Source organism: Micromonospora sp. AB353 (assembly GCF_049538395.1).
Lineage (GTDB): Bacteria > Actinomycetota > Actinomycetes > Mycobacteriales > Micromonosporaceae > Micromonospora > Micromonospora aurantiaca.
Genome location: NZ_JBMVFV010000064.1, coordinates 12,730 through 35,406, shown reverse-complemented (window position 1 = coordinate 35,406; position 22,677 = coordinate 12,730). Strand labels below are relative to the sequence as shown.

The 22,677-nt window shown below is 70.8% G+C and carries 23 protein-coding genes; 12 read left to right on the top strand and 11 right to left on the bottom strand.

Going from position 1 to position 22,677, the window contains the following annotated elements:
- Window positions 1-48: 48 nt before the first annotated feature.
- The 8 genes from ACPCK6_RS22590 (at window position 49) to ACPCK6_RS22555 (ending at window position 8,358) form a co-directional block, all read left to right on the top strand.
- Window positions 49-1,203: a WxL protein peptidoglycan domain-containing protein gene (locus ACPCK6_RS22590; RefSeq protein WP_423482142.1), complete on the top strand. Its 1,155-nt coding sequence runs from the start codon at window positions 49-51 to the stop codon at window positions 1,201-1,203.
- A gap of 41 nt (window positions 1,204-1,244) precedes the next feature.
- Window positions 1,245-2,786 (top strand): TIGR03773 family transporter-associated surface protein, encoded by a 1,542-nt coding sequence (locus tag ACPCK6_RS22585; RefSeq protein ID WP_423482141.1) that lies wholly within the window; start codon window positions 1,245-1,247, stop codon window positions 2,784-2,786.
- A 71-nt stretch (window positions 2,787-2,857) separates the two neighbouring features.
- Entirely contained in the window at window positions 2,858-4,378 is a 1,521-nt protein-coding gene (locus ACPCK6_RS22580; RefSeq protein WP_423482147.1) for an anchored repeat ABC transporter, substrate-binding protein, read from the top strand.
- Window positions 4,379-4,389: 11 nt separating this feature from the next.
- The gene (locus ACPCK6_RS22575; protein WP_514132361.1) at window positions 4,390-5,370 is read left to right on the top strand and encodes a choice-of-anchor M domain-containing protein; all 981 of its coding nucleotides are present in this window, start codon (window positions 4,390-4,392) and stop codon (window positions 5,368-5,370) included.
- A 26-nt stretch (window positions 5,371-5,396) separates the two neighbouring features.
- On the top strand, window positions 5,397-6,110 hold the full coding sequence (locus ACPCK6_RS22570) for an anchored repeat-type ABC transporter ATP-binding subunit (RefSeq protein WP_423482146.1): 714 nt from the start codon (window positions 5,397-5,399) through the stop codon (window positions 6,108-6,110).
- Complete coding sequence (locus ACPCK6_RS22565) at window positions 6,110-7,015, top strand: anchored repeat-type ABC transporter permease subunit (protein ID WP_423482139.1); 906 nt, start codon at window positions 6,110-6,112, stop codon at window positions 7,013-7,015. Before ACPCK6_RS22570 ends, ACPCK6_RS22565 begins: the two co-directional genes overlap by 1 nt.
- Window positions 7,016-7,051: 36 nt before the next feature.
- Complete coding sequence (locus tag ACPCK6_RS22560) at window positions 7,052-7,708, top strand: choice-of-anchor M domain-containing protein (protein ID WP_423482138.1); 657 nt, start codon at window positions 7,052-7,054, stop codon at window positions 7,706-7,708.
- Window positions 7,705-8,358, top strand: a complete 654-nt coding sequence (locus tag ACPCK6_RS22555) for a choice-of-anchor M domain-containing protein (protein ID WP_423482145.1) — start codon at window positions 7,705-7,707, stop codon at window positions 8,356-8,358. Before ACPCK6_RS22560 ends, ACPCK6_RS22555 begins: the two co-directional genes overlap by 4 nt.
- 134 nt (window positions 8,359-8,492) lie before the next feature.
- Here ACPCK6_RS22555 and ACPCK6_RS22550 read toward each other — a convergent pair whose 3' ends face one another.
- From ACPCK6_RS22550 to ACPCK6_RS22535, 4 genes are all read right to left on the bottom strand, one after another.
- Window positions 8,493-8,861 carry an ArsR/SmtB family transcription factor gene (locus ACPCK6_RS22550; RefSeq protein ID WP_423482137.1) on the bottom strand — a complete coding sequence of 123 codons (369 nt, stop codon included), beginning with the start codon at window positions 8,859-8,861 and terminating at the stop codon, window positions 8,493-8,495.
- 59 nt (window positions 8,862-8,920) lie between these two features.
- On the bottom strand, window positions 8,921-9,643 hold the full coding sequence (locus ACPCK6_RS22545; protein ID WP_423482136.1) for a TIGR03943 family putative permease subunit: 723 nt from the start codon (window positions 9,641-9,643) through the stop codon (window positions 8,921-8,923).
- Window positions 9,640-10,623, bottom strand: coding sequence for a permease (locus ACPCK6_RS22540; protein ID WP_423482144.1), 984 nt, complete (start codon window positions 10,621-10,623; stop codon window positions 9,640-9,642). The genes ACPCK6_RS22545 and ACPCK6_RS22540 overlap by 4 nt, the downstream gene beginning before the upstream one ends.
- Window positions 10,624-10,795: 172 nt before the next feature.
- Window positions 10,796-14,068: a S8 family serine peptidase gene (locus tag ACPCK6_RS22535; RefSeq protein WP_423482135.1), complete on the bottom strand. Its 3,273-nt coding sequence runs from the start codon at window positions 14,066-14,068 to the stop codon at window positions 10,796-10,798.
- A 380-nt stretch (window positions 14,069-14,448) separates the two neighbouring features.
- Here ACPCK6_RS22535 and ACPCK6_RS22530 point away from each other — a divergent pair, with 380 nt between their 5' ends.
- A complete protein-coding gene (locus tag ACPCK6_RS22530; protein ID WP_423482143.1) occupies window positions 14,449-14,832 on the top strand; it encodes a Fur family transcriptional regulator in 384 nt (127 codons plus the stop codon).
- Between the two features lie 353 nt (window positions 14,833-15,185).
- On the opposite strand, the gene ACPCK6_RS22525 is transcribed toward ACPCK6_RS22530, so the two are convergent.
- The 7 genes from ACPCK6_RS22525 to ACPCK6_RS22495 form a co-directional block, all read right to left on the bottom strand.
- On the bottom strand, window positions 15,186-15,578 hold the full coding sequence (locus ACPCK6_RS22525; protein WP_423482134.1) for an SCO5389 family protein: 393 nt from the start codon (window positions 15,576-15,578) through the stop codon (window positions 15,186-15,188).
- Between the two features lie 320 nt (window positions 15,579-15,898).
- Complete coding sequence (locus ACPCK6_RS22520) at window positions 15,899-16,720, bottom strand: IS3 family transposase (RefSeq protein ID WP_423482133.1); 822 nt, start codon at window positions 16,718-16,720, stop codon at window positions 15,899-15,901.
- Window positions 16,717-17,028, bottom strand: coding sequence for a transposase (locus tag ACPCK6_RS22515; protein ID WP_423482132.1), 312 nt, complete (start codon window positions 17,026-17,028; stop codon window positions 16,717-16,719). Before ACPCK6_RS22515 ends, ACPCK6_RS22520 begins: the two co-directional genes overlap by 4 nt.
- A gap of 85 nt (window positions 17,029-17,113) precedes the next feature.
- Window positions 17,114-17,521 carry a RidA family protein gene (locus ACPCK6_RS22510; protein WP_423482131.1) on the bottom strand — a complete coding sequence of 136 codons (408 nt, stop codon included), beginning with the start codon at window positions 17,519-17,521 and terminating at the stop codon, window positions 17,114-17,116.
- A 19-nt stretch (window positions 17,522-17,540) separates the two neighbouring features.
- The gene (locus ACPCK6_RS22505) at window positions 17,541-18,224 is read right to left on the bottom strand and encodes a GOLPH3/VPS74 family protein (RefSeq protein WP_423482130.1); all 684 of its coding nucleotides are present in this window, start codon (window positions 18,222-18,224) and stop codon (window positions 17,541-17,543) included.
- Complete coding sequence (locus ACPCK6_RS22500) at window positions 18,221-18,940, bottom strand: ABC transporter permease (RefSeq protein WP_423482129.1); 720 nt, start codon at window positions 18,938-18,940, stop codon at window positions 18,221-18,223. The genes ACPCK6_RS22505 and ACPCK6_RS22500 overlap by 4 nt, the downstream gene beginning before the upstream one ends.
- 25 nt (window positions 18,941-18,965) lie before the next feature.
- Window positions 18,966-19,847 carry an ABC transporter ATP-binding protein gene (locus ACPCK6_RS22495; RefSeq protein WP_423482128.1) on the bottom strand — a complete coding sequence of 294 codons (882 nt, stop codon included), beginning with the start codon at window positions 19,845-19,847 and terminating at the stop codon, window positions 18,966-18,968.
- Window positions 19,848-19,954: 107 nt separating this feature from the next.
- On the opposite strand from ACPCK6_RS22495, the gene ACPCK6_RS22490 reads away from it, so the two are divergent.
- The 3 genes from ACPCK6_RS22490 (at window position 19,955) to ACPCK6_RS22480 (ending at window position 22,654) form a co-directional block, all read left to right on the top strand.
- Window positions 19,955-21,109: a sensor histidine kinase gene (locus ACPCK6_RS22490; protein WP_423482127.1), complete on the top strand. Its 1,155-nt coding sequence runs from the start codon at window positions 19,955-19,957 to the stop codon at window positions 21,107-21,109.
- Window positions 21,106-21,708 (top strand): response regulator, encoded by a 603-nt coding sequence (locus ACPCK6_RS22485; RefSeq protein WP_423482126.1) that lies wholly within the window; start codon window positions 21,106-21,108, stop codon window positions 21,706-21,708. Before ACPCK6_RS22490 ends, ACPCK6_RS22485 begins: the two co-directional genes overlap by 4 nt.
- Before the next feature lie 64 nt (window positions 21,709-21,772).
- Entirely contained in the window at window positions 21,773-22,654 is an 882-nt protein-coding gene (locus ACPCK6_RS22480; RefSeq protein ID WP_423482125.1) for an NAD(P)H-binding protein, read from the top strand.
- Window positions 22,655-22,677 lie beyond the last annotated feature (23 nt).

The following is a 22,677-nucleotide window of genomic DNA, read 5'->3' as shown; positions in this document are numbered from 1 at the left end:
CCACCCCGCACCTCCCCTCGCACCTCCAGGAATGGACCCGTCCCCGCAATGCGCCTGCTCGCCACCATCGCCGTCGGGATCGGCCTGCTCGGTGTGGTCCCCGCACCACCTGCCTCCGCGCTGGCCGCACCCGCCCCCTCCAGCCCGCCGGCAACGCAACGGACGTCGCCGTCGCCGGCACTGTCGCCCGCCGCCGCGACCTGGGGCGTGGCTCCGTCGACCCCGCGTGGACCGAACGGCCGGCCGGCGTTCAGCTACAAGCTCGACCCGGGCGCCATCCTGACCGACTACGTCGGCGTCACGAACCACTCCAGCCGCCCGCTCACCCTGAACCTCTACGCCAGCGACGCGGTCACCACCACCAGCGGCGGGTTCGACCTGCTGGCCGCCGGTCAGAAGCCCACCGATGTGGGCTCCTGGGTCCGCCTCCCGCGCCGCACGGTGACCATCCCCGCGGCGTCCCGCCTGGACGTGCCGTTCACGCTCACCGTGCCGCCCAACGCCACCCCGGGAGACCACGCCGGAGGGATCGTCGCCTCGCTGACCGACGCGGGGAGCGACCCGCGGGGCAACCGGGTCGCCGTCGACCACCGGGTCGGCGCGCGCATCTACCTGCGGGTGACCGGTGAGCTGCAGCCGACGCTCACCATCCAGGATCTCCGGGTGCGGCACACCGGGTCGGTCGATCCGCTGACCGGTGGCACGGTCACCGCCACGTTCACCGTCCGCAACACCGGCAACGTACGGCTCGCCGGACAGCCCGTGCTCGGCGTGGCCGGGCCGTTCGGCCAGGCCCGGCGGTCCGTGACCGGTGCGGCCCTGCCGGAGATCCTGCCCGGCGGCGAGCTGACCACCACCGTACGCATGCCGGGTGTCCCGCCGCTGTTCCGGCTCACCGCGAACGTGACCGTCACACCGGTCGCCGTCGGCGACCAGGTCCTCGATCCACCACCGCGGGCCAGCACGGCCCGGGCCGCCGTCTGGGCCGTGCCCTGGCCGCAGCTGGCCCTGCTCGCCCTGCTCGCCCTCACCGGGTGGGCGCTGATCGCGACCCGTCGCCGCCGGGCGGCCCAGCACGCCCGGGCGGTGGCCGCCGCCCGGGAGGAGGGCCGCGCGGAGGCCAGCAGGGCCCCGGACGCCGACCGTCCGGGCCACGACAACCGGCAACCTGCCATCGACCGCACGGGGAAGGACGACACGTGAATCGGCTAGGCCTGGGGGAGCGACAGATGAGGATGAGAAGCATGCGTGCCGGTGCCGCGAGCCTGGCCGCCGTCGTGCTGGCGCTGGCTCCCGCGGCAACGCCGGCCTCTGCCGAACCGGCCGCCGTCACCTCGGCCGGCGCCGACCTGGTTTCCGTCGGTCTCGACGGTGACGCGATGTCGCTGCGCTTCCGCCGTGACGCGCGGGCGGCCGGGCACGACCCGGCCGAGGTGGTGCTCGGCCCGGACGGCGGGCTGGCCGGCCGAGTGCCGGACGGACCGGCCTTCGCCTTCCTCGGACGGGCGGGCCACCCGGTGTGGGCACTGTCCGCCGGTGACACCGGCTTTCCCGCCCTGGACACCACCGGGGTACGCCCCGGTGCCGTCGCCGACGACCGGGTGACCCTCGCGCTGCGCTCGGTCGACGGGCCGGGAACGTTCACCGCCTACACCCTGTCCGGCCTGGGCGCGGCGACCCCGCTGTTCGGCAACGGTCCGGGCGTACCGGACTCGACGCGGCTGCCCGCCGGCACGCGTACCGGCGGCGTGGTCTGGGCCTTCGACGCCACCGGTGACTACCGGCTCACGCTGACCGTCTCGGCCGTCCTGCGCTCGGGTGGAACGGCACGGGCCGAGGCGACGTACCGGGTGAAGGTGCCGACGATCGCCCCGGCCGGTCAGTCGGCGCCCGCGCCGCTGGAGCCGGCCGCGGGGGCCCTCGCCGCGCCGAAGGCGGCGGCCGCTGTGCCGAAGCCCGCCGCCGCTGCGCCGAAGCCCGCCGCCGCGCCGCGGGCGGCGTCCGCCCCCGCCACGGGCCGTCAGGTGATCAGTGACGGGCACGTCGACATGGGCCCGCAGCTCAACGGGGACTCCTGGACCATCCGGATCAAGGACGACCGCAGCAGTCCTCCGGTCTGGCGGGAGACTGCCGACGTGGTCCTGCACGCCAAGGACAAGGCGAGGATCACGGTGCCCGCCGGCGCCGACTTCCTCGGCAAGCAGGGCGACACGGTGTGGCTGCTCCCGCAGACCCAGCAGGCGGGTCTCGTCTGGCCGGGGTGGAACACCCAGCACGAATCCGTCGTGTCGGGGGTCAAGGGCAACGTCACCTGGACGCTGAAGGGAGTCGACGGCCCCGGCCGGTTCGCTCTCTTCCTGACCGGCTCGTTCGGCAGCGAGAACGTGCTGTTCGACTCCACCAAGCCGTTCCCGCAGAAGCTGGACATCCCGCTCAACACCCACACGCACGGCAACTGGGCGTTCGGCAAGCCCGGTCTGTACCGCCTGGCGGTACAGATGAGCGGCACCACCACGGCGGGCAGGGCGGTCAGCGCCACGAAGACGCTCACGATCGCCGTCGGCGACAGCACCGACCCGAACACCGGGTTCGCCTCCGGCGCCGGAACCGGATCCGGAGGCGGTGGGAACGGCGACGGAGGCGCGGACCCGGGCGACGGCGGTCCGCTTCCGCGCACCGGCGCGGGCTGGGTGTTGCCGGCGGTGGCGGTCGGCGTCCTCCTGGTAGCGATCGGCGCCCTGCTGATGCTGCTGGCCCGTCGGCGCGCCGCGCTCCGGACCCGGTGACGGCGGTGCCGAGCAGGGCAAGCCACTGCGGCGGCACGCGGTGGTTTGCCGTGCTGCCGCTACTGGCCGCGATGCTCGCCGGAGGCTGCCGGTCGGACGTGGCGCTCAGCGCGCACGACCACCGGATCCAGGTGTTGACGACCACCGGGATCCTGCGGGACCTGGCGCGTAACGTCGGCGGCGACCGGGTCACGGTCACCTCGCTCGTACCCGACGGCGCCGACCCGCACAGCTACGAGCCGTCGCTGCGGGACATCCGCGACGTCGTGTACGCCGACGTGGCGTTCAGCAACTACCTGCTTCTGGAGGAACAGGCCGTCATCAAGGCGCTGGACGCGAACCTGCGCGACGGCGTGCCGAACATCTCGCTGGCCGAGGGAGCGGTGAAGTACGCGGCGGAGATCATCCCGCTGGTCGAGGACGTCTCGCTGGACACCATCTGGCTGGGCATGCGGGCGCGCGGCACCGGTGCGGAGCAGGGAGCGGACCGGTCCTCGGAGGTGCTGGTCAGCGCGACCGCCGTGGACGGGCCGGGGCGGATGTTCGCGTACCTCACCGAGTCGTTCGGCAACCCGTCGTTCTCCGTCGACTCGAGCGACGGGTTCGACCCCGCCAACGGCTACCGGGACGACACCGCGACACTGCCGCCCGACGCGCATACCCACATGAGCTGGGCGTTCACCGAGCCGGGCATCTACCGGCTGACGATGCGGGCGCGGCTGGCCGTCGACCCGCAGACGGCGCCGGTCCCCATGGGCGAGCAGACGTTCACCTTCGCCGTCGGAGTCGACCCGCACTCGGTGCCGGGCATGTCGGAGGTGCTCAGCGGCGGCCACGCCGACGTCACAGTCGATCTCGACCAGCGCCGGCTCTACCTGCTCGCCGACCCGGAGGGCGGCGGCGAGGCGACGCAACGGGTGTACGACCCGGCGCGCACCGTGATCGAGGTACCGAACAAGGCGCTGCTGGAGGTTCCCGGGGACCGGCGGTTCCGGTTCCTCGGCCGGCCCGGAACCCAGGTCCACCAGCTGCCACAGGCGGTCCTCGGCAAGCACGTTCACGGTGAGATCGACCCGCACCTGTGGCAGAACGTCCGCAACGCGATGGCCTACACCCAGCTCATCCGGGACACGCTGATCAGCGTCGACCCCGAGGGGGCGGCGACCTATCGGGCGAACGCCTCGGCCTACATCCGGCAACTGGAGGCGCTCGACACGTACGTGCGGCACACCATCGCGCAGATCCCGCCGTCCCGGCGCCACCTCGTCACCACGCACGACGCATTCGCCTACCTGGGTCAGGCGTACGGGGTGCGGATCTCCGGCTTCGTCACCCCCAACCCGGCCACCGAGCCGAGCCTCGCCGACCGCCGCAAGCTCACCGAGACGATCCGCAACCTGCGCATACCCGCCGTCTTTCTGGAGCCGAACCTGGCGGCCCGGTCCGCCACGCTGACCGAGGTGGCCCGGGAAGAGGACCTGCGGGTGTGCCCGATCTACGGCGACGCGTTCGACCGCGACGTCACCACCTACGCGGAGATGATGCGGTTCAACGCCGAATCGCTGCGCGACTGCCTGACCACGGAGAAGTGATGGAGGAACCAGTGACGGCAGGACGGGCGCGTCGCCGCACCCGCACGACCACAGTCATCCTGCGCGGCGCCCTCGCGGCGCTGCTCGTGCTGGCGACGGCACCGACCCCGGCGCGGGCGGCCGAGCCGACGCCGAACCTCAGCCAGTCGATCGCGGCCGACCAGCCCTTCGCCACCGGGAGGACCACGCTTACCACCGGGCACGTCGACGTCGGCCCCCGCTACGTCGACAACCGGTGGACGCTGCTCATCCACGACGGAACTCAGGCGCGACCGGTGTGGCGGAACCCCGACGAGACCCTGTTGCGGGTGTCCGACGCCGCGCTGCAGACCGTTCCGGACGACCCGGCGTACACCTTTCTCGGCATCGAGGCCGGCGCGCGGGCGTACGTGGTGCCGCAGGTCCAGGACCGGAACGTCGTCTGGCTGGGGTGGAACACCCAGGACCCGCGGGTGTTGCGGACCATCGACCGCGGCGTCACCCTGACCCTGCTCGGGGTGCGCGGTCCGGGAACCCTTACGACGTACCTCCAGTCGGGCAACTTCGCGGCGCCGCAGCCGCTCTGGCGATCCGCCGAGTCGAAGGCCCAACCCTTCTGGGTGGAGGTCAATACCCACACCCACGCCAACTGGGTCTTCTCCGCCCCGGGTGTCTATCTGCTGGCGGTGCAGGTGTCGGCCGATCTGGTCGACGGGAAGAAGGTGTCGGCGACCGGCACGCTGCGTTTCGCGGTGGGCGATGCCACCAGCGCCGACGACGCCTTCGCCGCCAAGGCGGACACGCCCGTAACCGCAGGTCAGGAGCCACCCGCCGTGGACCCTGCCGGAGCCGGCGACGGTGCCGGCGGCTCGCCGACGCCGCTGATCGCGGCGCTGGCCGGGACAGCGATCGCGCTCGCTGCCGGCCTGGTCGTCCTGTTGCTGCGCGGACGTGACGCGCGACGGCGGGCCGAGCGGGAACGCGCCGTCGCCTCACCGGAGGGCCGGCGGTGAGAGCACTGGAGATCGAAGGGCTGGACGTGGATCTCGGCGGCCGGCCGGTCCTGCGGGACGTGACGCTGCACCTGGATCGCGGTGAGCTGGTGGGGTTGCTCGGGCCCAACGGCGCCGGCAAGACCACCCTGCTGCGTGCCGTCCTGGCCCTGATCCGCACCCGCGGCGGCCGGGTGCTGGTGGAGGGTGAACCGACCCGCCCCGGACGGTCGGGGATCGGGTACGTCCCCCAGCGTCACGAGTTCAACTGGGACTTCCCGATCTCGGTGGAACAGGCCGTGATGAGCGGGCGCACCGGACGGATCGGTCCGCTCCGCCGTCCCGGCGTGGCCGACTGGCGTGCGGTCGGCGACGCGCTCGACCGGGTGCAGCTCACCGACCTGCGCCGCCGGCCCGCCGGTGAACTGTCCGGTGGGCAACGCCAACGCGTCCTGGTCGCGCGGGCGCTCGCGCTCGCGCCGAGCATCCTGCTGCTCGACGAGCCGTTCACCGGACTCGACATGCCCACCCAGGAACTGTTGGGCGAGTTGTTCACCAGCCTGGCCCGGGAGGATCACGCGGTGCTGATGACCACCCACGATCTGGTCGCCGCGGTGGACTCCTGCACCCGGCTGGTCCTGCTCAACGGGCGGGTCGTCGCCGACGGTCGACCTGCGGATCTCCAAGACCCCGCGCTGTGGACGGAGACCTTCGGCGTGAGCGCGACCTCTCCACTGCTGAAGCTCGTGCGGGCGGCCTGATGTCGATCACCGATTTCCTCACCGACCTGCTCAATCCCGACCTCGCGTTCCTGCCCAAGGCACTGGCGATCGCGGTGATGTCCAGCATCGTCTGCGGCGTCGTCGGCTGCTATGTGGTGCTGCGCGGGATGGCCTTCATCGGCGACGCCGTGGCCCACGCGGTCTTTCCCGGCATCGCGGTCGCCTTCGTGCTGCAGGGCAGCCTGGTGCTCGGTGGCGCCGTCGCCGGCGTCGCCACCGCGCTGCTGATCGCGATCTTCTCGCAGAACCGGCGCGTCAAGGAGGACTCGTTGATCGGTGTCTTCCTGGTCGCCGCGTTCGCTCTCGGCATCGTGATCATCTCGCGGGCGCCCGGCTACGCCGGATCGTTGCAGCAGTTCCTGTTCGGCTCGATCACCGGCATCCCGGACCGGGACCTGTATGTCGTCGGGGGGACAGGTCTGGTCATCCTCGGCCTGGTGCTGGCGCTGCACAAGGAGTTCGTCGCGGTCTGCCTGGACCGGGAGGTGTCGCGCTCCATGGGGCTTCCGGTCTTCTGGCTCGACATCGCGCTCTACGTCCTGGTGACGCTGGCCGTGGTGATCTCCCTGCAGACCATCGGCAACATCCTCGTCCTGGCGCTGCTGATCACCCCCGCCGCGGCCGCCCGCCTGCTCACCGACCGGCTTGCCGTGATGATGCTGCTCGCTCCGCTGATCGGCGGCGCCTCGGCGCTGGTCGGGCTGTACCTGTCCTGGAGCTACGACACCCCGGTTGGCGGCACCATCGTCCTGGTCGCCACCGCCGTCTTCCTCACCGCATGGCTGTTCGCCCCCCGACATGGCCTGGTGACCAGGGGCCGCCGATCAGTCGGACGTGACACCTTCCCCCACCAAAGCGAAACGACTATCATTTCCAATAATTGACCGTCCACCGAGGACTGTCATGAGAGGAGTCTTTACGTGCGTAGCACCGTGCGTCACCTGCTGGCGTCGGGTGTCCTGGGCGTAGCGCTGGTCGCGACGGCACTGCCCGCGCAGGCCGCCACCGCCTCGGTCGTGACGTTCAACGCCGGCCACCTCGACCTCGTCGACGTGGCCTACGAGGACGGCTCGCTGGAGATCGGCGTCCACGACGAGGACAACGACGTCGAGTACGGCGCCGACGAGGTCAAGTTGGTTGTCAAGCGCCAGGCCAAGGCCACCGTCCCCGCCGACCCCGCCTTCACGTTCCTCGGCACGCCGGGCGTGTCCAAGGTCTGGATCCTGCCGGAGATCCAGAACGAGAATCTGATCTGGCCGGGCATCGCCGCCGAGGAGATCGAGGCCGGCGTCTTCACCGGCGATTCGCTGACGCTCTCCCTCCAGTCGGTCGCCGGCCCGGGTCAGCTCGCCATCTACACCGAGAACGCCGTGGGTCAGCCGAACGTCCTCGCCGACAGCGGCGATGGGCTCCCCGACGCCCTGACCGTGGATGCAGGCGACCACACGCACGCCAACTGGGCGTTCGACAAGGCCGGCACCTACTGCGTGACCTTCCGTGCCACCGGCACCCTGGCCGCCACCGGCCAGCAGGTCACCTCCGCCCCCACCACGCTGCGTTTCGTCGTGAAGGCCTGAGCGCGATGCGTATCCGCAACCGTTTTCTCGCCGGTCTGGTCCTGACCGCCGCACTGCTCGCCGGCACCACCACGCCCGTCGCCGCGGCGCCGCTCGTGCTCACCAGCGGCCACGTGGACATCATCGACGTCGACTACGCCGCCGGCGCGCTCACCGTCAACGTCCTGGACGGCACCGGCCCCACCGGCGTCGAGCGCGACCCCGCCGACGTGCTCTTCCGCGTGCCGAACACGGCCAAGGTCAGCGTGCCCGGCGGATCGTCCTGGGCCTTCCTCGGCACCGGTGGCCAGGCCTGGGTCCTGCCGCAGTCCAACACCGCCGGGCTGCTCTGGGCCGGCTGGAACACCACCGAGGTGTCCGCCGGTGTCTTCCAGAACAACCGGGTCGCCTTCAAGCTGACCAGCGTGTCCGGGCCGGCGGGCTTCAGCCTCTACACCGTTTCCGGTGGCACCCCGAGCGTGCTGTTCGACAGCGGCAACGGCCTGCCGGACAGCCTGAACGTCAACCGCAACACCCACACTCACGCCAACTGGGGCTTCGACGCCGCCGGCACGTATGCCGTCACCTTCGAGGTGACCGGTAAGCTCGCCGCCACCGGCAGCACCGTCACCTCGGGACCGAAGACGTTCACGTTCGAGGTGCTGCCCTGATCGACGCGCCTGAAGTCCGTCACCGGTTCGGCGGTTCCCTGAGGTAGGGGCGCCCGAACAGTGATTGCGGCCGGTGCGGGTCTACCCACCTGGCTCCGCGCCGGCCGCCATCGCGTGCAGCCTCTTCGTCACCGTCAGGGGCAGAACTTCAGGACCTCCAGCACGAGGGCGACGGCCGGTATGCCGGTGAGTCCGTAGTACATGCGGCCGCCGCGGCGGTATCGGTGCACCAGGTGAGCGTTGCGGAGCAGCCGTAACTGGTGCGAAACGTGGGGCATGGGAACCTCCAGCGTGGCGCTCAGCTCCGTGACGCAGGCATCGCCTTCCGTGATCTGGCTGAGGATCCGAAGGCGTGTCGGGTGGGCGATGGTGCGCAGGAGGTCGCTGACCTCTTCGACGCTGCCGGACCCGGGGGTCACCACACCGCCGGAACGGGATGGTGCGGAACTCTGCGCATGCTCGACCGTCCTTGCGCTCCTCGAATTGAGCGCAACGGTAGTCATGTGCAATAGCGTCGTCTAGCTGTGAGATATTGATATCAGCACTCGTGCAACAGTCGCCGCTACTCGTACGGCTCGACGGGCGCCGGGATCTTCTCCCAGGTCTCCACCTGGAAGTAGGGCAGGTCGGCATCGTTGACGGGATCCTTGGCGGTGTGCGGGATCCACCGGCCGGTGGCGCGTATCCAGGTGTTCGCCGGTCCTACGGGCACGTCGCCGCGCAGGCCGACCTTGACGGGGATGCCGTCGGCGGCGCAGCAGGACAGCATGATGCGGGCGAGCATCGGCTCACCGTCCGGACCGGGTGCGAGGAAGCCGGTCAACTGGACGCGCCGGCCCTGCAGCGTGCGGCCGTGGTCGTAGACGGCTCGGTAGCCGTACTCGATAAGGGACAACTCGGCCGGGTCGCCGGGCGGCAGGGGCGGGAAGGCGATGTCCCGGTCGTCGGTCAGGGCGGAACCGGCGCGGGCCACGGTGTCGGCGCCGAGCGCCGGCGGCACGACGAAGACCAGCGCGAGCGCCGGAAGCAGCAGCAGCCAACCGACGGCGGGACCGGACCGGCCGTGTCCGTGGCCGTCGTCGTCCGGCTGACCCTCGGGCCGGTTCAGATGACGCACCTCCTGGACGAGCGCCACCAGCGCGGTGATGACCAGCAGCAGACCGGCGGCGATGAGGAACGGGCGCAGTCCCTGCTTGACGTAGCGCAGGTAGAGGTCAGTGAGGCTGGCGCGCAGGATCGCGCCGCCGAGGAAGACCAGCACCACCGCCTGCGTTCCGCGACTCACCAGATCACCGTCCCGAGTCCGGCCGCGACGAGCACGGCGAGGGCGAACGTGGCCGGGGCGAACCGGACGGCGAACCGCCTGCCGAAGACGCCGGCCTGCATGGATATCAGCTTGAGGTCGACCATCGGACCGACCACGAGGAAGGCCAGCCGGGCGGTCAGGGAGAACTGGGACAGCGAGGCGGCGACGAACGCGTCGGCCTCGGAGCAGATGGACAGCAGCACCGCGAGGGCGGCGAGGGCGAGGACCGACAGCACCGGCCGAGCCGCGAGATCGTGCAGGAACTGCTGCGGTACGACCACGTTGATCGTCGCCGCCGCCATGGCGCCGACGACCAGGAATCCGCCCGCGTGGACGACGTCGTGCCGGCAGGCCGTCCAGAACGCGGCCATCCGGGGTAGCCCGTCGAGGTGGGCGCGATGCGGCAGGCGGATCAGATCGGCGCGGCCCAGCCGCAGCCACAGCCAGCCCATCAGCAGGGCGACCAGGAGGCTGGCGCCGCCGCGGGCGGCGACCATCTCCGGGTTGCGGGGAAACGCGACGGCGGTGGCGGTGAGCACGATCGGATTGATCGCCGGCGCGGCGAGCAGGAACGCCAGCGCGGCGGCGGGGGTGACACCACGACGGATCAGCGACCCCGCGATCGGCACCGACCCGCACTCGCAGCCGGGCAGGACCACTCCGGCCATGCCCGCCACCGGAACCGCGAGCGCGGGATGGCGGGGCAGGGCCCGCGCCCAGAACGAGCGGGGCACGAACACCGCGATGACGGCGGAGAGCACCACGCCGAAGACGAGGAACGGCACCGCCTGCACCATCACCGACACGAACACGGTCAGCCAGGTCTGCAGCCGCGGATCGGTGACCAGCGCCGCGATCTGCCGGTGCAGCACGCCGACGAGGATGAGCAGGAAGCACAGCACCTCGGTCGAGCCGACCCACCGCTCGCGGTCGGACGTCGCCGGTTCGGCGGCCGGCACGGTGGGAGCCTGCGGTTCGGGCCGCGCGGGCGCGGCGGGATCGGTGGTGCTCAGACGGATCACCTTCCAGCTTCGACGGCCGTATCTTACAGTGATCGGCTGATCACATTGTGCCTATGGCGTGGCGATGCCCGCCCCCGGCGGCGACGAGGACGGGCATCGCGCGTGCCGGTCAGTTCACGGTGCCGACTGACACCGCGCCGCGGCCGACGACCGCGCCTTCGTCGGTGACCAGGTTCAGCTCGCCGAACAACTGCCGACCCTCGGCCGGGGCCGCGTCGACGGTCACGGCGCCGGTGATGGTGGCGCTGGCGCCGTTGGGCAGGGACACCGTGGTGCCGGGTGCGGTGACCTGGCCCAGGGCGGGGGAGTAGAACACGTCCCGGTAGTCGAACTGCGTGGTGCCGGCCGGCACGGCGTACCCGTCGACCTGCACCGTGTACGTGCCGGGCTCGGGGTTCGGGATGGACACCGACTCCTCGGAGTCGCCGTCGGCGGACTGGCCGACCTCGACCCCGTCACGCAGGACGGTCAGGTCCAGGTCGGCGGCCAGGTCGCTGGTGTTGCCGATGGTGACGTCGAGCCGGGTGGCGCCCTCGGGCACCTCGACGGTGTAGGTTTTGCGCTCACCGTCGGCGATGCTGTCCCGGGAGGAGGCCGAGCTGCCCAACGGACCGCCCTGACCGGTGATCACCACCGGGCCGAACAGGTTGGTGACCGTCCAGGTGACCGGAGTGGACTCTCCGGCGGTCACGCTGGGTAGCGTCACCACGGCCGGCTCCACCTTGACGCCCTGCACGCGCGCGGTGAGCTGGAACGGGTTGTTCAGCGACGGCGAGGTACGCCGTGCCTCCACCTCGATCTCCCAGATGCCGGGCATCGGGTTGGCGTAGTCCCGCTCCTGCGGCTTGCACACCGCCGCGTCGGAATAGTTGGTGTAGCAGGCGGTGCTGGCGGTGCTCTCCACCGGCACCCCCCACGGGTTGATGGCGACGAACCGGGTCTGGGAACCGGCGGCGATACCGGACAGGTTCACCTGCAGTGCCGCCGCCCCCTCGGGAACCGAGACGAAGAAGCTGGTCGTCGAGTTGCGGTCCACGCTGCCCGATCCGGAGAACGCGTACGTCGGCTTGGTGGGCCGCGTGGCGGCGACGACCGTGTTGAGCACCTCGAAGTCGACCACCTTGGTCTTCGGATCGTCGATGCGCAAGATCGCGCCGTGTGCCCCGGGCTTCGGGGTCGCCGTCACCGGAATGGTCACCGTCCTGTTCAGCGGCAGGTCCACCGATTTCGGCGCCCGGAACGTCCCGTCGTTGCCGAGCCACCGCAGGGTGTGCCGAAGCACGCCGGCCGCACCGTCGGTGCGGGTGATCTTCACCTGGTAGGTGCGCGCCTGACCGGCCTTCTGCCCGCCCTGCCCGGGGGCGCAGCGGTTGTAGATTCCCGTGCCCCGGCCGGGGTTCGCGAGGAAGTCGGAGATCGGGGTGCACACCGGCGCGTCGGCGGTGTAGCTGCGCGGGATGGTCGGCTTGGCCAACAGCTTCCAGGCGCCCGGCACATCGAGCAGCCCGTTGCCCTGCCCGTACGAGGGCTCACCCTTGATCCAGTCCGCGGAGCTGACGATGGCGCGGCGCAGCGCGGCCGGCGTGACGCCGGCCCCGGTGGCCTTGGCCGCCGACAGCAGCAGCGCCGCGCCTCCGGCTGCCTGTGGCGAGGCCATCGACGTGCCCTGGAGCATGGCGTAGCCGGGCGGCAACGGGTAGCCCGCCTCGGCGACCGGGGAGCCGGCCTGCCACAGCGGAACGGTGGAGATCGCGGATCCCGGGGCGGTGATGGTGGGCTTGAATCCGCCGTCCTCACGCGGCCCGCGGGAAGAGAAGGGGTGCAACTGGTACGGGCGGCGGGTGACCGAGCCGTAGTTCGCCAGCCAGCTCTCCCGGCTGATGCTGGAGGCGACACTGACCACGTTGTCGGCGACCGACGGGTCACCGACGGTGTTGACGCCGGGGCCGGAGTTGCCGGCGGAGATGAACATCTGCACGCCGTAGTCGTCGATCAGCCGGTCGTAGAGCTCGGCGCGGGCGTTGTTGGCGTCGTTGAGCGCCGGCAGGCCACCGATGGACATGTTCACCACGTCCACCTTGCGGTTGACCACCAGGTCGACCATGCCGGTGGTCAGGGCCGCGGCGGTGCAGCCGCCACCCCAGGTGCAGGCCCGGGCGGAGACCAGTTTGGCGCCGGGCGCCGCGCCGTCGAACTTGGCGTTGCCGAGCATGTCGTTGGCGGCGGTGATGCCGGCGACGTGCGAGCCGTGGGCGTCCTCGACGAGGCCGATGTTGACGAAGTCGGCGGTCTGGCCGGGTAGACCCGCGGGGCTCAGATCGACGTCTTCGCGGTACTCGACGACGAACGGCATCTGGTCGCGTACCGGGGTGGCCGGGTTGTCGACGCCGAAGTGTCCGACGTCGAAACGCTCCCGATAGGGGCGCATCACCGGGTTGTCGGTGAAGTCGCCATCCTGGTCGGCATCGACGAGGATGTCGTGGCTGGCCGGGTCGTAGAGGATGCCGAAGCTGTCGGTGGTGTCGCCGTCGCGGTTGACGTCGCCGCCGGGCTCGCTGCCCTCGGTGATGCTCTCGTTGAAGACGTTGAAGCGCCAGTCGCCGGCCGGGGCGGTCCATTGCCGGCCGGCGGCGGTGAAGGTGGGACCGCTGACCGTCGTGCGCATGGCCCGCCAGGTCAGGTCCCCCTCGAGCAGCGGGTCGGTAGCGGTGACCCAGTCGACGATCTTCCGCTCGCCGGTGGAGGTGGTCTGCAGGGCCGGGTTGTCCAGGTCGACGCCGGAGTCCATGATGCCGATCGTCACGCCCCGGCCGTCCCAGGTCGGATGCGCCTGCTTGAACGCCACCGCGCCGGTCTCCCCGGTCGGCATGTAGGGGTTGTTCGCCGGGGTGGACGCGCCAGGGCCGGAGGGTGCCGTCCGCGTGCTGACCAGCTTGCCCGGCAGGGACTCCACCCGCGGGTTCGGCAGCTTGATCGACTCGTTCAGGTCCACCGCCGACACGCCGGGCAGCTCGGCGGTCTTGACGACTTTGTCCGTCGGGACCTGGGCCAACAGGTAGCCGACCTGGTCGACCCGGTGGGTGACCGTGCCGCCGAGCTTACGGATCTCGGCGGTGACCTGGCCGGTCTTGCCCTTTTCGGTGGCGACGATGACCGTGATCGCCGGCTTGCGCTGTGCCTGTGCGTCGGCGAGCAGCCCGGCGTCGTGGCTGCCCAGCGCCTCGGCCGGCGCTTCCTTGGGTGCCTCCGACGTCGGAGCCGGCGGTGCCGCCGGCTCCGCCGCTGCCGGGTTCGTGCCGGTCAGTGCGACCGCGCTGGTGGCGACGGTGGCAGCGAGCAGGGCGGCGAGGCCCCGCCTACGCCATGGGGATGGATGTCTCACGGGCGGATTCCTCCCAGAGCGAGCGCCCGGTGACGGGCGCGACTGAAGGGGATCATCCGCTCATCGGAAGTCATTGTCACTAAGCGCACGAGACGTTGTGACCGGGCCGTAACCAACCCGCGTCTAGGTGTCACACAGGCGCTTGAACCGTTGAATGACGGGAGGGCAGGCGTCCAGCCCAGGTCCCGTCCGGCACCCGGTGCGTGCGGGCACCGCACTGCTAGGGTCAGCGAAGACGTTAGATATATGCGCAATGCATAATGGGTGCGGATGTCAGATGGCCCACGATGGGCGCGAGAACACGCTCCGCCAACCAGTCGCAGCGGGCTGGCCACTCAACGGAACGGAGACGGCGAACGGTGAGCGAGGCGACGACCGGCATGACCCGCAACACCCGCCAGCGTGCCGAGGTGCTGGCGCTGCTGCGCGAGGTCGACGGCTTCCACAGCGCCCAGCAGTTGCATCAGATGCTGCTGGATCGCCACGCGCGCGTGGGCCTGACCACCGTCTACCGGACCCTGCAGCTGTTGGTGGACACCGGCGAACTGGACTCCACCAAGCTGCCGGGTGGAGAGCAGCTGTACCGGCGGTGCAGTCAGAGCCGTCACCATCACCACCTGGTGTGCCGCGAGTGCGGTCGCACGGTCGAGGTCGCGGGACCGGCCGTGGAGCGGTGGGCCGACCAGGTCGCCAGCCAGCACGGTTTTACCGATGTCGGTCACACCATGGAGATTTTTGGAGTCTGTGGCGCCTGCGCCACCTGAACGCCGTCCTGCGGCGGATGCGCTCGCCGCCGGAATGCCCACACGCAAGGCGCGCACCTACCGGCCGTCCGGCACCTGTCTGGGGAATCGGTTCATGGTGCGGCAGCGTGGTCGGGTGGACCGGGTCGTCGCCGTCGAGCCGGGCGGCGGGCCAGGTTGCCGCCGTCCAGCTCGGGACGGTTTCCCTGAGCCGGTCGCCAAGCCCTGACGGGTGACCGTTCCGCAGGGATGAAGTGGCGCTCGACGATCCCGGCCACCGGCTCCGCCGGCGTTGTCCTTCGCCGGCCGGATGCCCGGCGCGCAGGAGCAGGTGAGCCTGGACCTGCCCGCCGGGACCTCCGGCAGTGTGGTGGTCAGCAGTTGCGCAGCTCAGGTGACTGGTTGAGCAACTGCCCGCGGGTCGAGACGAACCTGCGATAGGCGTCGGAGTCGACGGCGCTCAATCGAAACGCCGCCACCCGGTGGCAGTTCTGGAACGCCAGCTTCACCCCGAAGTGGCGCTCCAGGCCCGAGCGGATCGCATCGCTGGCCAGCGCCCGCAACAGCTGACCGCGCTCGGTCTCGGTGGGCGGGGGCACGACGTTGTCGGTGAAGTCGGCGGTGGAGGACCCCAACTCCTCGACCACCCGGGACACGGTCTTCCAGGCGTACGGCAGGGAGTCGCGGACGCAGGCGACGAAGTCGGCGTCGTCCACGGGGCCCGCTTCGGCGGCTTCGAGCAGGGTTGGTGGAACGGTGAGAGACATGATCCTCCTCAGGAACCTGAAACGACCATCGTTACCGTTACCGTGCGAGCACACCACGTAGTCGCAAGGTGCGTCAACAGTCGGAGGTGTTCCACGCCTCCACGGGGGCCTTCTGTGTCGGCTCGAACGGCGGATGACATCCGAAGCGGAACTCATTATCGTGAAGATGTCCGCGAGGTAGGGGGTACCTCAGGTGAGGCGGACCCGGCCGGCGCGGCGTCCTCTGACGGGTCGCACGTCGGCCGGCCTCTTACTGCTGTGGCATCCAGTTGGAGTCAACTGTCCACCCCTGGTGCAAACGGCAATCGGATCCGTTAAGATCACGCAGAAGCGTCAGTCGGTGTTGGTACCTCCGGCGACGGCGCTCCCTGCGATGGCGTGACGGCCTTCTCACCAGCGCTGTCGCGCCACCGGCATCGGTAGACGAGATTCTGTGCGGCCGGCAGGCGGCGATGTGCGTTGTCGTAGGAGTCGCCGACGGAGCCCATTGACGGCAGGGTTCCGTTGTCCTGTAAGCGTTCCGCGAAGCGAAACGACGTGTAGTTCGATCCCCTGTCCGTGTGGTGGATCAGTTGACCGTCGCGGACGTCGCGCGACCAGATGCCGTATTCGAGGGCGGCGAGGATCAGGCCGGTGTCACAGCGGTCGGAGGTCTTCCACCCGACGATCCGGCGGGAGAACACGTCGCGGACCGCAGCCAACCAGAACACGCCCTCGCCGCGGGGGATGCGGGTGGCGTCGGCGACCCAGAGCCGGTTCGGCCCGTCGGGGGTGAACTGCCGGTTGACCAGATCCGGCGCCGGCGTGTGTCGGGGATCTTGCTTCGTGGAGCCGCCGCGCCAGCCCCGGTGCAGGAACGCCTCCTGCCAGCCGTGGGCGGCCATCAGCTGCTCGACGCGCTTGCGGCCCACGCGGATGCCGTCACGGCGTAGCTGCCGGTGGACCCGGTCCGCGCCGTGGGTGCGTCGGGTTGTCTCCCAGATCTCGTGGATGTTGGAGATCAACCCCAGGTCGACGACGTCCTGTTTGCAGGGCTGCTCGGCCTGCTTGAGCCACGTGTAGTAGGTCGAGGCGCCGATGTTCAGGACCGGTAGCAGGAGCGCGACCGCGAACTGGTCACGGTGTTCGTGGACGAGCCTCATGAAAATCGCCGGGTCGGGTCGAACTCCGCCGCGAAATACGCGCTCGCGGCCTTCAGGATCTCGTTCGCCCGCCGCAGCTCAGTGACTTCCCTGCGCAGCCGGCGGTTCTCCTCGGCCATCTCGCCGGTCGGCCGGTCGTGACGCTCACCCGTATCAGCCTCGGCTTGGCGGATCCAGTTCCTGAGCGCCTCGTGATGCACGCCGAGCTGCTCGGCCAGGCGCCGGATCACGGGCTTCGGATCCGACTCCCGGTACAGACGCACAGCGCGCTGACGTAGCTCATCGGGGTACTTCTTCGGTGCTGCCACGGACGACTTCCTCCCCCACGGCCATCAGACCATGTCAAGAAGCTCCATAAAAGCGGGGCGGCTCAACCTGACGAGGACTCGGCACTCAGCCGAGGACCGCTGTCGCTTCGATCTCCACGACGAACTCGGGCGTGAAGAGAGCCTGTACGCCGATGACGGTGATGGGCGGAGCCGGCGCGGGCAGACCCTCGTCCTGTTGCGCCCGCGCGATGCCGGCGAGCAACTCGTCCCACTTCTCCGGGGCCCAGTCCACGACGTAGAAGGTCAGTCGGGCAAGGTCACCGGTGTCCCCGCCCGCGCCTCTGACACCGATGATGATGTTGTGCAACGCGGCGTGGGTCTGACCGGCCAGATCCGGTGCGGCGGGCTTGAAGTCCGGGGTTACGCCGGCCTGCCCGGCCAGCAGAACCAGCCGGGATCCGGTCGCGACGGCGACCGGCGAGTAGTCGGTCTGCCTGAGCAGTCCGTCCGGGTGCATGAGTTCCACGGTCATCTGGGTCTCTCTCTCGTCACTAGCTTCGCGGAAGCACGGTGATGGCCACGATGACGCTGTTGACGACAGTGGCCGTCACGGTGCGGGTCACGGCCTGCGCCGTCGCTTCGGCGCCCCAGTCGCCGCGTTCGAGTTCCTTCGCCCGCGTGATCACCGACGAGGTCCAGGGGATCTCGCGGTGGAACTGCGGGAGGGTTCCGCTCGCCGAGAGCAGGGCCGCCAGCGCGGCGACCCGGGCCGTCGGCTGCACACCGTCGACGAGCGCCTGCCGGACGTCGGCGAGGAGCCGCGCCCGGCGTTCGGTCCGTCCTTCCCGCAGGGCCGTGGACCGGAACAGGCCGAGCACCTTGTGCGGCTGCCGGTCGATGTCGCCTCGCGCGATGAGCTGCTGCAACACCGGCTCGCGCAGGGTGGGGCCGATCGCCGCGAGAACCGTCTGCACTCCCCTCGGTTTTTCCGCGAGGTAGTCCCACGCCGGACGGAGGAGACCGTCCGGCGGTGGACTACCGACCACGCTGATCCGGCCCCGGGCCGCCGTGGTCAGGTGGTCGCCGAGGGCGAGGTCGGCGAGGACGGCGCCGCCGAGGACGTAGAAGAGCGTGTTCTCACCCGCGACGGTCCCGGACGCGGGCTGGAAGAGCAGCAGGAGGAGATCCTCCACCAGGGTCGGAGGGGCCGGGCGCTCCGAGGGGGCGGTGGTCATCGGCGGGGCTCCCAGCGGAAGAGTCGGGTGGCGAGGACGACGGCGACGGCGACCCAGCCCAGGGTGGGCGCGAGCAGGAGCAGGGAGTCGGCCACGGCGACGCCGCCGTTCCAGGCGTTCCTGGTCAGTTCGGTGGCGGCGCCGCCGGGCAGCAGCCGTTTGAGCCAGGCGAGGTCCGCGGTGCCGCTGATGCCCACCCAGGTGGCCACGGCGATCACGCCGAGGGTAACGGGCAGGGTGGTGACCTGGGCGTGTTCGGGGGAACTGGTCAGGCCGGCGGTGGCCAGGGCCAGGCCGATCATCATCGTCAGGGTCGCGAGGACCGCGAGCACGAGCAGGGCGGCGTTGGCCGGCCCGCCGGCGACGACGGCCAGCGCGGTCAGGATCGCGGCCACCTGCACCACCGCGATCGTGGTGGGCGGCAGCAGCAGGCCGGCCAGGATGGTGGAGTCGGCGACCGCGGTGGAGCGCAGTCGTTTGAGGAACAGGTTCTGGCGCCGGGAGGCCAGAGTGGTGACCGCGGTGGCGTAGAGCCCGAAAGCGGCGACGGTGAACAGGACGATCGCCGCGACGTAGCCGAGGCTGCCGATGGCGGCGAACGTCTCGTGCTGGCGGACGAAGAGGACGGAGACGGCGAACGGGATGATGAGGCTGGTGACCAGTACCAGCCGGTTGCGGAGGATCTGGATCAGTTCGCTGGCGGCGATGGACAACACGGTGGTGCTCCTGTCGGGCGGAGGGTCAGTTGTCGAGGGCGCGGAAGACGTCGTCGAGGCGGGTCGGCCCGGCCTCCAGTCCCTGCAGCTCGACGGCGTGGTCCTGGGCCCACCGGAGCAGGACGTGCAGGTCCTTCTGCAGGGCGAAGGTCTCGACCCGGACCTTCCCGGCGCCGTCGACCGCGGCCGGCAGCGGCAGCGTCGGCACCGCCGCCGACAGCGAGAAGTTGATGACGGCCGGCAGGCTTCGGGTCAGCTCGGACACGGTGCCCTCGCGGTGCAGGGTGCCCTGGTGCATGAGCCCGATGCGGTCGGCGCGCTGCTGTGCCTCCTCCAGGTAGTGCGTGGTGAGCACGATGGTGGCGCCGTTCTCGCGGAGCCGGTCCACAGTCGTCCAGACGGCGTCGCGGGAGGAGATGTCCAGGCCGGTGGTCGGCTCGTCCAGGACGATCAGCTCCGGGGTGCCGTAGGCGGCGGTGGCGAAGTCCAGCCGCCGCTTCTCCCCGCCGGACAGCTGTGCCACCCGTCGGCCGGCCCGGTCGGTGAGGTCGACCAGGTCGAGTACCCGGTCGACGTCGTCGGTGCGTCCGCTGAGCCGACCGATCAGGCCGACCGACTCACGAACCGTGAGGTCCGGGGAGAAACCGCTCTCCTGGAGCATGACGCCCATCCGGGGACGGACCGCTCGCCGATCATCGGGGCGGTGCCCGAAGACGCGTACGGTGCCGGAGGTCTGCCTGCGGTGGCCCTCGACGACCTCCAGGGTCGAGGTCTTGCCGGCTCCGTTGGTGCCCAGGAGCGCGTAGAGCTCACCGGGGCGCACCTGGAAGGACAGGTCCTTGACGGCGTGGAAGTCACCGTAGGTCAGGTTCAGACGGTCGACGTCGATCACAGGTGTGGTGGACATGCACCTATGACAGCGCGGAGCCGGCCGGACGGTCAGTGGCGTGGTGTCACGACCGGATGTGACGTGATGTCACTGGTCGAGGCCGGCGGTCGCCGGATACTGGGAGGGTGACCGCACCGGCGCCGCGCTTCACCGCCTCGACGCAGAGAAGGCTGCGCCGGCTCAACCTCGTCACCTCACTGCCGCCGGTGGTCTTCGCCGCCGTGATTCTGCTCTACATGGACGCGCGTGCCTGGTGGCACGTCCTCGTCCTGGCGCCGGGGGCGGTGGCGGCCCTGGTGGCCTTCGAACGGTGGGCGGCCAACGACCTGGCCCGGTTCGCCCTGCCCTGCGTGGTCGTCGCCGGAGCGGTGTGGCCACTGGGAGTGCTGGTGACCGGCAGTCCCAACGCGTACTGGGGCATCTGCGCCGTCGGCTCGCTCGCCATGCGCCAGGTCGGGCGGCATCGGTCCCGGGCGATGGCCGCGCTGTTCGCCTACGTCGCCGCCGTCGGGGCGGCGCGGCTGCTGGTGCAGCGCGACGACACCGTGGGCGTCCTGGTCGCCTACGTCCTCGTCCCGACGGGCCTCACCGTGGTGGTGACGGCCCTCACGGTGCTGGGGGAGCGGTTCTACGACCTCATCCGCGAACTCGAACAGACCCGAGAGCGCGAGGCCGAACTCGCCGTGGTCCGGGAACGCGTCCGGTTCGCCAGCGACCTGCACGACATCCAGGGCCACACCCTGCACGTGGTCAAGCTGAAGATCGCGCTGGCCCAGAAGCTGCTGCTCCGGGACACCGATCGGGCGGAGAAGGAACTGCGGGAGACGTACGCGCTGGTCAGCGACACCATCACGCAGACCAAGGACCTCGCCAACGGCCAACGGCGGCTCAACCTCACCGCGGAGATCGAGAACGCGAAGAACCTGTTCGAGGCGGCGGGTATCCGCGTCCGGGTGACCCGGGAGGCCGAGGTCGACGCACGCGTCAGCGAACTGCTCGGGCAGGTGCTGCGCGAGACGACCACGAACATCCTGCGGCACGCGCAGGCCACCCGGGTGCAGATCACCCTCGCCGAGTCGGGCATCACCATCGTGAACGACGGGGTGAACGCCGACTCCCCGCCGAAGCTCAGAGGGCTCTCCGCGCTGCGGCAACGGGTGGCGGACGACGGAGGCGAGCTGACCGTCGAACTGGCCGACGGGCGGTTCCTGACAGCCGCGGTCTTCCCGCCGGTTCTCCTCGATGCGTCCCCGGCAGCATCGGAGGGGGACAGCCGATGACCACCATCGTGCTCGCCGACGACGAGGTCCTGCTGCGCACCGCCCTGGCCGCGCTGCTGCCGATGGAGGGCGAGATCACCGTCCTCGCCGAGGCCGAGGACGGGCGGACGGCCGTCGAGGCCACTCTGAGGCAACGGCCCGACGTGCTGGTCATCGACCTGGAGATGCCGGGCATGGACGGGCTCGAGGCGGTCGCCGAGATCCGTCGCGCGCGGCCGGAACAGGTGATCCTCATGCTGACCCGGCACGCCCGGCCCGGCGTGCTGCGCAAGGCGTTACGCCTCGGCATCCAGGGCTTCGTCAGCAAGTCCGCCGAGCCGGCCCACATCACCTCGGTCATCGCCACCCTGCACGAGGGTAAACGCTGGATCGACCCGGATGTGTCAGCGCTCGCGGTCACCGAGGACTGCCCGCTGACCGACCGTGAGATCGACGTGCTGCGGGTCACCGGCGAGGGCTACTCGGTGGCCGACATCGCCACCCAGCTCCACCTCGCGCCGGGCACCGTGCGCAACTACCTGTCCAACGCCATGCGTAAGACCCAGACCCGGACCCGCCACGAAGCAGCGCGTTACGCCCGCGAACACGACTGGTTGTGACCGGCGCTCGACCGGTCGAGGCCGTCCGCGGTGTCACCCGGGTAGCGAACCAGAGGAGCTCACGATGCAGCGGAAATCGACCGGAGACGACGTGACCCGGGTGCTGGTGACCGGGGTCCGAGGCAAGACGGGGCTTCCGCTGGCGGAGTCGCTCGCGGCACGGCAGGGCGTCGAGGTGCTCGGCGGCAGTGGTGATCCGTCCACCGTCGGCATCGACGGCGTCCACCCCGTCGCCTTCTCCTGGGACGAGCCCGCCGGGTGGGCGACGGCGACCGACGGCGTCGACGCCGTGTACGTGGTCCGACCGGACCGCCCGGACGCACCCGAACTCGTCGGGGCGCTCGTGGCGCAGACCGCGCCCTCGACGCGGGTGGTCCTGCTGTCCGACAAGGACGGCGGTCACCCGGGCTCCGACTACCCGGCCGGCTGGGCGCCGAGCGTCGAGCGCGCGGTACGCGGTAGTGGCCGCCCCTGGACGATCCTGCGGCCGGGCTGGTTCATGCAGGTCTTCACCGACCCACGCTTCTACCGGCACCAGATCGCCGACTCGGGGGAGTTGCCGTTCCCCAGCGGTGGCGCCGAGATGGCCTGGATCGACGCCCGCGACATCGCCGCGGTCGCCGGGCGGGCACTGATCGAGGACGGGCACGCCGGACGGACGTACGAGCTCTCCGGTCCGGCGAGCCTGTCGTTGCCGCGTACCGCGGAGTTGCTCTCCGACGCGGCGGGACACCCGGTGGTCCACCGGGACCTGACCGTGGACGAGGCCGTGGCCGGGACCGAGGGCTTCGAACGAGACCTCAACAGGCTGACGTTCGAGCGCGTACGCGCCGGCGGGTTCGCGGTGGTGACCGATACCGTCGCCCGCGTCACCGGCGCGGCGCCGAGGACGCTGGAGGACTTCCTTTCCGCCAGCGGACCGGCCTTGCGACGCACGAGCCGCTGACGCGGTACTTCGCACCCGCGGGG